The 10,395-nt window shown below is 32.7% G+C and carries 14 protein-coding genes and 1 pseudogene; 3 read left to right on the top strand and 12 right to left on the bottom strand.

The annotated features are described in order from the left end of the window. Positions 1-212, top strand: a pseudogene (locus DVW83_RS15710) (hypothetical protein); the annotation flags it as partial. Between the two features lie 346 nt (positions 213-558). Here DVW83_RS15710 and DVW83_RS15700 read toward each other — a convergent pair. The 8 genes from DVW83_RS15700 to DVW83_RS13675 all read right to left on the bottom strand — a co-directional run bounded on the left by DVW83_RS15700 (position 559) and on the right by DVW83_RS13675 (position 5,447). Further along, the gene (locus DVW83_RS15700; protein ID WP_238699427.1) at positions 559-990 is read right to left on the bottom strand and encodes an ASCH/PUA domain-containing protein; all 432 of its coding nucleotides are present in this window, start codon (positions 988-990) and stop codon (positions 559-561) included. 5 nt (positions 991-995) lie between these two features. After that, positions 996-1,247, bottom strand: a complete 252-nt coding sequence (locus tag DVW83_RS13700; RefSeq protein ID WP_123863207.1) for a hypothetical protein — start codon at positions 1,245-1,247, stop codon at positions 996-998. Continuing rightward, positions 1,244-1,387, bottom strand: coding sequence for a hypothetical protein (locus tag DVW83_RS15255; RefSeq protein ID WP_167592709.1), 144 nt, complete (start codon positions 1,385-1,387; stop codon positions 1,244-1,246). Before DVW83_RS15255 ends, DVW83_RS13700 begins: the two co-directional genes overlap by 4 nt. Positions 1,388-1,409: 22 nt before the next feature. After that, on the bottom strand, positions 1,410-1,586 hold the full coding sequence (locus DVW83_RS13695) for an addiction module toxin RelE (RefSeq protein WP_123863208.1): 177 nt from the start codon (positions 1,584-1,586) through the stop codon (positions 1,410-1,412). 48 nt (positions 1,587-1,634) lie between these two features. Next, the gene (locus DVW83_RS13690) at positions 1,635-1,853 is read right to left on the bottom strand and encodes a hypothetical protein (protein ID WP_096710568.1); all 219 of its coding nucleotides are present in this window, start codon (positions 1,851-1,853) and stop codon (positions 1,635-1,637) included. A gap of 465 nt (positions 1,854-2,318) precedes the next feature. Then, positions 2,319-2,576, bottom strand: coding sequence for a hypothetical protein (locus DVW83_RS13685; protein ID WP_123863209.1), 258 nt, complete (start codon positions 2,574-2,576; stop codon positions 2,319-2,321). Positions 2,577-3,504: 928 nt separating this feature from the next. Next, positions 3,505-3,810 (bottom strand): type III secretion system protein PrgN, encoded by a 306-nt coding sequence (locus DVW83_RS13680; protein WP_137239557.1) that lies wholly within the window; start codon positions 3,808-3,810, stop codon positions 3,505-3,507. A gap of 140 nt (positions 3,811-3,950) precedes the next feature. After that, complete coding sequence (locus tag DVW83_RS13675) at positions 3,951-5,447, bottom strand: primase C-terminal domain-containing protein (protein WP_137239555.1); 1,497 nt, start codon at positions 5,445-5,447, stop codon at positions 3,951-3,953. Positions 5,448-6,097: 650 nt separating this feature from the next. On the opposite strand from DVW83_RS13675, the gene DVW83_RS13670 reads away from it, so the two are divergent. Both DVW83_RS13670 and DVW83_RS13665 read left to right on the top strand, forming a co-directional pair. Beyond that, on the top strand, positions 6,098-6,928 hold the full coding sequence (locus tag DVW83_RS13670; RefSeq protein ID WP_137239553.1) for a ParA family protein: 831 nt from the start codon (positions 6,098-6,100) through the stop codon (positions 6,926-6,928). Positions 6,929-6,930: 2 nt separating this feature from the next. Then, on the top strand, positions 6,931-7,317 hold the full coding sequence (locus DVW83_RS13665) for a DUF5388 domain-containing protein (protein WP_137239551.1): 387 nt from the start codon (positions 6,931-6,933) through the stop codon (positions 7,315-7,317). A 212-nt stretch (positions 7,318-7,529) separates the two neighbouring features. Here DVW83_RS13665 and DVW83_RS16170 read toward each other — a convergent pair whose 3' ends face one another. The 4 genes from DVW83_RS16170 to DVW83_RS13650 all read right to left on the bottom strand — a co-directional run. Beyond that, entirely contained in the window at positions 7,530-7,616 is an 87-nt protein-coding gene (locus DVW83_RS16170; RefSeq protein ID WP_219842351.1) for a putative holin-like toxin, read from the bottom strand. 131 nt (positions 7,617-7,747) lie between these two features. Further along, positions 7,748-9,070 carry a C39 family peptidase gene (locus tag DVW83_RS13660; RefSeq protein ID WP_137239550.1) on the bottom strand — a complete coding sequence of 441 codons (1,323 nt, stop codon included), beginning with the start codon at positions 9,068-9,070 and terminating at the stop codon, positions 7,748-7,750. A 452-nt stretch (positions 9,071-9,522) separates the two neighbouring features. Further along, complete coding sequence (locus DVW83_RS13655; protein ID WP_137239548.1) at positions 9,523-9,837, bottom strand: hypothetical protein; 315 nt, start codon at positions 9,835-9,837, stop codon at positions 9,523-9,525. Beyond that, positions 9,830-10,395, bottom strand: a 566-nt coding sequence (locus tag DVW83_RS13650; protein ID WP_174784291.1) for a hypothetical protein, incomplete at its 5' end; no start/stop codon positions are given. The genes DVW83_RS13650 and DVW83_RS13655, both read right to left, overlap by 8 nt.

Raw genomic sequence — 10,395 nt, 5'->3', positions numbered from 1 at the left:
TCATCGTCATTCCTCCTGCTATCTTTTTCTATTATTCTACCTTATTTGATAGTAGATTTAAAACTTTGCAACAGAACCGTGATTCTAATTGTCCTTCGCTAAGCGAATTAAAAGCCCTTCAAGGTGCTGATATTCAAATTTTAGGGAAGACTCAAATCACAATGGTATTATTTCAAAATAAAAATCTTGCTGTCCTTTCCCCTGAATCTTGAGAAGAAGTCCAGTTGCCAATAAAAGTAACTGACAAAGAGAATACCTATTTCGCATATAAAGAAAAATGAGCATAGTTTCATTTCTAATTATAACAATTTTCGTTCTAATGTTACGCTTTCATTCATAAAAGATCATTTTGAACTCATAATCGTATAAGATCTTACGAGGGGCTTGCCCTCGTAAGATCTTATATGAAAAGAAAGAAGTAAAAATGAAATTAATAAACAAATTGGTCGTCTTCCATGAGTTCCTTATACCTTGCCAAAAGATAAATATCACAAACCCTTTGTAATCCTAAGTTGAAAAGAAACTTTAATGGTGTGTTTTCCCCATCGGCTATTCGGATCATAATTTTTCATTTTCTAATTCTCCTACTCTAATACTCAATACAACATACCCATTTTTCTGCAGATAATCTGTTATATACGTAATTTCAGATTGACATGACTTACCTGTAAAGCCATCTTTATTCCATTCTTTTAGAATTAACTGATCACCAACTTGAAAATCACGATCATTCTTGCGAATCTCAAACTGCTTACGTTCGTTAACAACTGCTTCAAAATATACAGGTAATATTTTTAGTTCATGAGTCATACTTTTTTTCTTTTCATTTTTGTCATCAATTGATTGAGTTTGTTCTATCAAGACTATAATCGTTTTCCAGTAGTCTTCATCCGACATCTTATTGATTGGGCCTGATATACTTTTTCTATAATCATCAAAAGTATCAATTATCGTACGAATATCAATTTTTTCTTCGTATATGCTTAACATACGATTCAATAAATCGTTTTGTTCTTTTGATAATTCTTCACTCGTTCAAATCGCTTCAAAAGACCGAAAAAACAACGTTTTTCCTTGTGTGAAAAATTCGCAATATATTGACTTACTAAAAGCTTTCGATCCTTTCTCTTCTTGATCTCAGCTAAAATGTCTTTCTCGAAACGTTGAATCATTTTTTGCTCTTCTTGTAAATTAAACTTCCGACTAAACCCATCGACTAAAGAGCGATAATTATAACTTGTTCTCATGCAATCCCCTCTTTTCCAGGAAGAACAAGAAGTACTAATGGCTCAAAGATTTTTTTCGCAAGAATCCATTCATTGGCTTCTTTTTTACTTGAACAGGAATAATACACACGTCCGGTATATTTCCCCATAACCTTTACCATAGGCATTCACTCCTTCTCTTAATTAATTGTCTCGAAATGCTTTACGTATAACATATTCGTTATCGATTATTCGCTCTAAAGAGTCACAAGGATAAATTCTCTTATTGCTTTTCTTTTGATCTTCTTTGACGATCCACTGAAGTTTTTGGATCGTTTCTTCACTGACCGCAATCTTAATTCTTTTTTTCTTTGTTCCCATCAGGTGTCCCCTTCTCTATTAGCAGGTGTCCCCTCTACTTTTCTAAACCTAAGCAGTTCTTAGTTTTAATATTCGTACAACCTGCCCGTTTTGAGTGACATAATTTGGAGGAATCGCCTGACTTCTTGATAATTCAGCCAGCAACTGGCGATAACGCCTTTCTGACCACTTATGTTTCCTCTTTTGCAGAGAAACATATTCAGCCATTGAAATTTCCTTGCGTTTTCCAGATTCTAAAAAACAAATTAATCGTTGAATTTCCGTCATTGAAAACCCTCCTGTTAAAAATTTCTCTTGTTTACAAATAAAAAATAGTGTTTCGTTGTTAGGTAAAACGATAACCTGGCATGTTAGGTAAATGCTCAACCTGTGAACCGTAAATTGCTCGAAATACTCAAAGTATCAGAAATCCTTCTGCTAACAGATAGTTGTCAAAGCAACCCTTACCTGCGCTACTCATTCCTCTACAACTTACTTCCACAAAATCATCCTAAAGGTTCACTAAGTCTTCAGGTACTGTCCTTCCAAACACGACCGTAGATTAGACAGCTAGAATATCTACGACTGGTAAGAAAACATTCATATCTCCTTCTAAATCTTTTACACCTCCTCATTTAGAAACCAGACGGTTTTCTTACACCCTTAAACTGTGTTCTTTTTATTCAGTTTTCAAAGATCAAAGTGTTCACAAGTAAAGAGATTTACTTGCAAACAAGAAAAATTTTTTTAGGGTTAGCTACGTTTTAACTTGTATGGACGAGGTAGAAACAACAGTCCTTCTCGTTTCTTTTTCCGTTTCGCAATCACACAATTTCCTGCACCGACAACTGTTCGAGTGGAACGATAAAGCAAAGAAACTGGTCGGATTTTCTTTGTTTGACGATCAATAAATCGTCCGTCCCCTAGATTAGCCCAAACACTGTTGTCATAGAGCTTAATTGTGATTGCTTGTTGTTTCAGATCTTCTACTGTACAAAATTTCCCATCCATTCCTTGACCTCCTTAAAAAAAATGTCAAATCATTGTTCCACTTGTTGTCGAACAATGTAGAACTCAACAAAAAAGAGAGAGACTAGCTACTACCTTTAAAGATAATAACAGTCTCTCTCTTTATGCCACCAGAGTCTTCCTCACAATACGAAAATAATATACGCACTGCACCCAGTGAAATTAGATACACTACTCCATAAATTTTTAATGATACTCAAATACCCACAAAGGTCAAGAGTGTTATTCATATCCAATTTATGCTATTATTGTTCGTGTCACAGGAAATGTGGCAAAAAGGAGCAGCACCGTTAGTATCTGTAACGGTCGGGATAGAAATCGATGACCTTTGAAAGAGTTGGCGCTCTTTCTCAGCGAGATTTCTAAACCACTCCTTTTTTTGTTGAGCTCTACATTGCACAGCAACAAAAAAAGTATATTTACTTTTAATTTCATTTCAATTAGGAAATTTCTAAAAAAACGATAACATATTCATTTACAATCTGCAAATAAATTTTCTATTTTTATTTTCCACATTTGAAAAAGTCGATAACCGTAGGCTTTCATCCTCCTCTACTCACAACAAATACAGTAATTTACTCATGAATAAATTTGAACAGCTGCTCGATCAATTGACAATTTAAGTATTGCACAATTAATTTAATTTGAAAAGACTTTAGAAAAATAAAAACTAAAACGATTATAAACATTTTGGAAAAAACTTTTATTTTTTAAAAATCTTAACAAAAAAAGTATATCATAAAATTTTTTACCGAACAAGAGTTCCCCTTTTTTGAAATCTTAAAAATATAACGATTTTGAATTTAAATTCAACGATTATGACGTCTTATAATTATTTTCTAATCTTTTATTGTGAAAAAAATAAGCAATTTTATTTGTAAAAATTGTAATATTTAAAAATGTAATGATTTCAGTCTAATCTTTTTTTCACTTTCTTTCCTTTCTTAAATCCCACACGTTCCCGATAACGATAATAATCATCTTGTAGTTTTAACAATTCCTCATAGATTTCTCCCATACTACGACTAGAAGCTAAAGACAAGGCATAAATAAACGACTCAGGCAACGTCTCTACGGAACGCTCCCTCGTTACCCAACTAGCTACAGTTCCCTGATTAAAACCATAAAGCTCGCAAAACTGTTCAACAGGCATACTTAAATACCTTAAAATATACACATTCACAACATGAGAATAAACATAAAGCTTCAAAGACATACCGAAATCCTCCTCAAATAACTACGTATAATTACAAACGTAATAATAATACACAGTCTAAGAATAAGACCTTCACTAGGGTAAAAAGCTAAAGAGTATCAAAGATATATTGTAAAAGGCAATTGACGTCTTTTATTTTTTCAACCTGTATCGACTTCAAATAGCCTGATTTCTTGGGCTTCTTTCTCAGGAATTAGTTGTTGAATTGTACTTGTCCATTCATCGATTGTTAGCTTAAACTGCGCAATGATTCCTTGAATAAAGGCTTCTTTTTCTTCTTTCTTCGCTTGGATCAAACTTGCGAATAATACACGTACTGAAGCAAGTAAAAGTCCGCCACCACGCCCTTTTTTGACTTGGTAGAACACTTTGTGTTCTTGCTTTAAGGCGCTTAATGCACGATCCAGACTTCTTAATGGCATATTTAATTGTTCCGCCAATTCTTTTTTAGACAGTTTCAAATAAGGCATACGAAGATCACTTTTTTCGCTCAAATAGCGCATAATATCTTCTTGCCATTCATGTTTATGACTATATTCCCGTTGTTCACGTGGTTTCTTGAACTTCCACCAGCCACGACGTTGGATAAACAACTCGTTTTCTTGAATATCTGAAGCTACCCATTCCTGGCATAATTCCAAAATAAAGTCACGATTGGCAGCTTGATAATTGCCAGAATAGGCACTTTTGATAATCTTTCGCACTTCGCCTTCAGACAACGGCTCATTTAAGCGTTCGTTAAACTCAAACATGTTATACTCACAAGTTTCTTGTCCGTAACCGGAAGAATAATAAGCCAAAGAGAGTGTAAAAATCACGTTATTTCGTCCTAATCGACCTTCTCCCCCGATAATATCTGCTTTTCGTAGTAACAAATCAAACCAAGGCTCATCGACTTGTCGATACTCTTTTTTCTCAGGAAAAACAATCAATTTCGCATTTCTTTCTGCTTCAGTTTTTTGGTTAGACGCCCATTTCATTGACAAATTTAACCAATCAGAGAAAGAATATTGATTTTCTAACTCACAAAAAACGATATTTTGTTGGTTTGGAAATCGAGCAATCCCAAAATGGTTACAACCTACATCGATACCTGGTAACTGATTAGCCAATTGTGTTCGAATTGTTGTAGAAATACGTTTTGCCACTTCAATTACTTTGAAATTACTCTTTTTCGTCACATATGCAGGTGTTTTTAACACAAAGTAAACTTGATAGCCATGATCCGATTCTAAAATCATCGTTGGCATATATCCTAGTTCATCCACACAAGCTAAGAAAATCTCTCCCTGGTGATTTTCTTTTGAATCGATATCTACCACAAAAGTATTGATTTGACTTAAATTCTTTTCTGAGTGTCCTTTGACAACTGAACGATTTTCGTCTGCATAAGTCCCATAGCGATAAACGTTTGGCGTCCAATGGGTCAGTTTTGATTGATTTTCTAAAATCGCTTCTTCAGACGTAATAACCATGCCACGTCCTGCGTTCATTAGTTGTTTACTGCGGTACGCAAAGACTGCACCATTTCTGCTGGTATTCTCATACCCGACAGGCTTCATGGTGCTGTTTCGATATTTGTATGTACGAATGCCTTGTTTCAACAAAGCTGCATAGCATTGATCTAAGTTTTCCATCCTAAAATTTCCTCCGAATTGTATTGAAAAAGAGAACACATGCCAATTTTAAAAATGGTTCTGTGTTCTCTTTCAATATTCGGCTTAAATTCCTAGAAAAACCTAGAAAAATATTGCTTTATCTATTGAACTGCTCGCTCCAAATGTGCTATAATTTAAGCACATTTATAAAACAACTAAGTGGTTTGCTAGACCACTTAATTATTTATTGAGACGAGCGCGAACACATGAGCTCTATTCATGTGATTCAGAAATAATTGATCCGACCAAAGTCAATTATTTCCGTCTCTCTTTTTTATGTATTTTTTTCATTAATGACAGTATCACATTCAGAATAAAATTGTAAACCATCAAATTTAATTTTATTATACTATCTAAATTTTTTTTAGATAGTTCTTTTTTATTTATATATACAAATAGTATAATATACAAATAGTATAATATACAAATAGTATTTCCTTATTTTTAAGGGTTTTTATTAGGTTTATAAAATAATTTAAGTATGCAAATAGTACAATATACAAATAGTACAATATACAAATAGTACAATATACAAATAGTAAATTTGCAAAAAATATTTATTGTAGTAAGAAATTATCTATGTTAAAATAATTTATGTAGTAAAAAAATATCGTTAGGAGCGGATAAATATGGCTAAAAAAATCGTATTTGGAAATTTCAAAGGTGGGGTAGGTAAAACAACAAACTCAGTTATGTTTGGTTATGAATCAGCAAAAAAAGGAAAAAAAGTATTACTATGTGATCTAGATCCCCAGTCAAATTCTACTCAATTACTTAATAGAACTTATACTAGATTACACAATACTGAAATGCCTAATGAAAAAACCATGATGGTAGCAATTCAAGAAGAAGATTTATCAAGTGCAATAGTCAATATTATGCCGAATCTTGACTTATTACCATCACACAAAGACTTCGTTGACTATCCTGACTATATGGAACTTGTTTATCCACCGACCATTGAACATTATAAAGAACAAAGAATAGCTCATTTTGGAAAGCTTCTCAAAGAGATTGAGAAAAATTATGACTTTATCATTATTGATTGTCCACCAACTATATCTTTGTACACCAATACAGCTTTATATACATCGGATTTCTTAATTATCGTTTTACAAACTCAGCAACGTTCTCTAGATGGAGCAGAAGCCTTTTGGGAATATGCTCAAACTTTTTATAATAAGTATCCTACAGTAGATTTTGATATTGCTGGTGTATTACCAGTATTAATGAAAAATGATTCTGGAGTAGATAATCAAATAATTAAAGATGCTTTAGAAAGTTTTGGTGAAAAATATGTCTTTGCTCATATAGTTAGACACATGGAGCGTTTAAAAGGTTATGATAGAACAGGAATCGCTGACAAAGATTTCACAGATAAATGGGATTTTCATGATATTAAATTGCATGATTTTTATTCTGAAATTACTAACGAATTTCTTCAACGAATAGGAGAGTAATTATGGTTAAACAATTTAAAAAAGATCCTTCACGTAAAAAATTTACACGAGAAATTCCAGAAACAGAAACTTCTAAACCAAAAAAAACATTTAGTATTGATGATTTTGTAGAACAGCACAAACAAGAAAGTCAAACAACCGATAATACAAAAGAAAGAAAAGTTGGAAGACCTAAAAAAAATAAAGTCTATGGAACAATTAGGATTCAAAAATATAATGTTAATCGAGTAAATGCATTACAGAATACCTTAGACTATGAAACACAAGACGATTTAGTTGCTAGTTTATTAGATAGACTAGAAAATTCTATGTCTCAAGAACAACGGTTAATGTTTGATATGTATATGAAAACTTATGAGGCGCGCAATAAGAAAAAAGAAAACAAATAATATTTGTATATCTTACTACTAATAGTATAATATACAAATAGTAAAAAATATTACTTTGCTATATTTGCAAACTTCACATTACTTTGCTATACTTGAGACAAGTAAAAGGAGCTATGCGCAAACATAGCTCCCCTGTAGAACCGTTAAAAAGACGGTGACTGCGATATAAATAGTATCTTAACCATCTAAACGCCGGTCAAAGTGTTAGATGGTTATTTTTTTTGGTCTTTATGGTCAATAATCAGCAAAACTAACGTCGCAAAAGCGATCATCAGTTGAATTGCTTCAAACGTTGACACGTGCTACTCCCTTCTAGGGATAAAGCTATGAACCATAGGCATCACCCCTTTTTCAAGAGATTAGCCACCATCTTTTCACTTTTCTACCATTCAATTATAGCATATCTAACCATTCATGACAGTGCTATCTATTAACGAACGACAACCGCATATTTACGAGCATTATAGATATTCTCGAATGTCGTACGACTCATCCAATAAGAGCCACTAATTGGGTCAGATACATGTACCTGATTACTTCCTTTGTTATAGCCATCCAATGTAACGGCATGATTATTATTCGCGGCTACACCAAAGCTCCAATTCCCCCAACGGATTGGTTGGAAATTAATCGTAACCCATGCAACCACAGGATTTCCGTTCTTCACTTCATTCAGCAACGTATTCATAGAACTTCCTGAAATGTTCTGAACGTTCCCATATTTTTGTCCCCAAGTAGTCAGTGGGGCAGGGTAAATAGCAGAATATGTCCATGAATTTTCGACAAACGGACTACCAACAAATCCATTATTCGGATTTCCATTCGGTGACTTAGGTATCGTGTTCAAGAATTGTCTCAAACTCCAGTTTGTCAACTTTCCTTTATATTGCAAAGCTTGTAAGAGAGAAGCTCCTTCACAACCACTTGGCGCACCTAAAGCATACTGATTATAATTTTTTACACCTAACAATCTGTAATCATCATTACTTGGTTGTCCATTTCCAACTGCATACCAACCTACACCTTCATATTTCCAACCTTGCTTAGTAATCACACGTTTTTCATTCTCATCTAGCGTATAATGATGCCAATTAACTTTTTTATTGTACAAACGACTTACTGGAATCCCATTCGCTCCTTTATACGAGTACCAACCAATTCCTTCATATTTCCAGCCTTGTTTTGTAATGTTGTCTCGCTCTTTCGCATTTAACGTGTAGAAATGTTCCCCATTATATCGATTGTACAAACGATAAACAGGATCACCGCTTGTTGGTGCTTGCCAACCAATTCCCTCATAATTCCAACCAATTTTTCTTAAGTGATCTCGTTCACCAGTATCTCGTGTGTAAAAATGTTCCCCACTATTAGGGTTGAATAAACGATACATAGGAATCGTTTTGACCGCTGCTCTCGCACTACTGCTCATGGACTCATCCATTAATTCTTCTTTAGGCGCTTGTGTTGCATTTGCTTCACTTTGTCCTGCTTTTTCTGGCGCTTCCAGTGTAACTTCTTGTCCATTAATAATTGCTGTTTGTGGTTGTTCTACATTACTTGTCTCGTTAGTAGTTATTGTTTCTATTGAAGATTGTGTCTCACTGGTCACTTGTGTATCTTCAGTAGAAACTATCGTTTCTTCAGTAACAACTGTCGAATTTCCTGTGTTTATTTCCTCTGCAGATACAGATTCCCCTAAACTAATACTAGACAATACACTAATACTTGCTAACAAAAAAAGATAACGCTTCATTGTCTCCTCCTGATAAAATTAATTTCACAATAAAATTATACCGACTAAAAAAAACGTATTCAATATTTATGAAGAAAAACAAAAAAACTTCTGCCCATAATTGAACAGAAGACTGCAAAAAATATTCAAACTGTTAGGAGTGGGTACAACGACAGAAATATCGTTGACGATAAAAGTATATCAAACATTCTAAAACACTGCAATATCTCTTATATGCCTAAAAATCAATCGATTACTTACTTTCGTAGATTTCATAGAATTATCGCTCATATGGATATATATAGTATTGATCGCTATGATAGCTCGAACTTTCAACAATTATAAAAAACTAAAGGAATTTACATATCATAATTTATCTTGTTCATCCAACTATACAGCTAATTAATTCTAAATGATTTAGAATCCATTGCTTGAGTATTTCTTTTCTTTCTTTAAAAATTAGCCCACTCATATTATTTTTTTAAGAATGTTAAATAAATTGTAATACCAACAGAAATCACACTAATTATTATAGGAGAAAAATTAAGGAAAAAATCAAGCTTACTTTTTTTGTTTAATTCTGCCTTCTTTAAATAGATAAATTCAAATCTTTTATCAATCTCATTTTCTAGATTGTTAGTAAAAGATTCAAAATTTTTTTCTAAATTGCTAATTCGATAATCAAAATACTCAATTTTTGCTTCATATTCGCCTCTTTGAATAGCTTCATTAGTAGTAAATGTTTTTCTTGTTGTCTTCTGGAGTTTTGGAGTATATGACTTATCCATTATATTCACCTTTATCAATATATGGGATTTTTGTTTTAAACAAAGTATTATAATTATCGAAAGCGTATTTTGCAAAATCATCATTATTATCAAGTATTATTTCTTTTTCAGACATACTAACCGATAAATGAAAAATATTACCTATAAAATCTGAAAGTAAGTATTTTTCTTTATAATCATTTCTAAACTTTGTAACAGTATAGCGAATTTTTATTGTACCTTCTTTTAACATATCTTCATTTATAAAAATCGAATAATGATTTATTAGAATACTATCGCGCATCCCTCTTTGGAAATAAAAAATAAAGTTTAAATAAAACGGTTGATATGGATTAACTATATTACTATTAGATTCTTGTATAGTGTTGATATAGTTTTTAGGATATCTAATAAGATCTAATCCTCCAAGAGTAATTTCAAAACCCAATTCAAAAACATCATCTTGTCCTTCTAGTTCAATACTGGTAATATACTCATCTTGGTTCTGTTGCAAAGTTTTAAATCTACTATCAAATAAGGTAGAATAATAGAAAAAGATAGCAGGAGGAATGACGATGA

The sequence above is a fragment of the Enterococcus sp. VV15 genome (assembly GCF_005236045.1).
GTDB lineage: Bacteria > Bacillota > Bacilli > Lactobacillales > Enterococcaceae > Enterococcus_B > Enterococcus_B durans.
Note: the sequence above shows the minus strand (reverse complement) of the source record. Positions and strands in the feature narration are given on the sequence as shown.

Coding starts and splice junctions, on each gene's coding strand:
- DVW83_RS15255 (WP_167592709.1), bottom strand. CDS start 1,387: ATGGTAAAGGTTATGGGGAAATATACCGGACGTGTGTATTATTCCTGT.
- DVW83_RS13665 (WP_137239551.1), top strand. CDS start 6,931: ATGGTTAAACAATTTAAAAAAGATCCTTCACGTAAAAAATTTACACGA.
- DVW83_RS13695 (WP_123863208.1), bottom strand. CDS start 1,586: ATGGGAACAAAGAAAAAAAGAATTAAGATTGCGGTCAGTGAAGAAACG.
- DVW83_RS15700 (WP_238699427.1), bottom strand. CDS start 990: ATGTTAAGCATATACGAAGAAAAAATTGATATTCGTACGATAATTGAT.
- DVW83_RS13685 (WP_123863209.1), bottom strand. CDS start 2,576: ATGGATGGGAAATTTTGTACAGTAGAAGATCTGAAACAACAAGCAATC.
- DVW83_RS13670 (WP_137239553.1), top strand. CDS start 6,098: ATGGCTAAAAAAATCGTATTTGGAAATTTCAAAGGTGGGGTAGGTAAA.
- DVW83_RS13700 (WP_123863207.1), bottom strand. CDS start 1,247: ATGAGAACAAGTTATAATTATCGCTCTTTAGTCGATGGGTTTAGTCGG.
- DVW83_RS13680 (WP_137239557.1), bottom strand. CDS start 3,810: ATGTCTTTGAAGCTTTATGTTTATTCTCATGTTGTGAATGTGTATATT.
- DVW83_RS13690 (WP_096710568.1), bottom strand. CDS start 1,853: ATGACGGAAATTCAACGATTAATTTGTTTTTTAGAATCTGGAAAACGC.
- DVW83_RS13675 (WP_137239555.1), bottom strand. CDS start 5,447: ATGGAAAACTTAGATCAATGCTATGCAGCTTTGTTGAAACAAGGCATT.
- DVW83_RS13655 (WP_137239548.1), bottom strand. CDS start 9,837: ATGGATAAGTCATATACTCCAAAACTCCAGAAGACAACAAGAAAAACA.
- DVW83_RS13660 (WP_137239550.1), bottom strand. CDS start 9,070: ATGAAGCGTTATCTTTTTTTGTTAGCAAGTATTAGTGTATTGTCTAGT.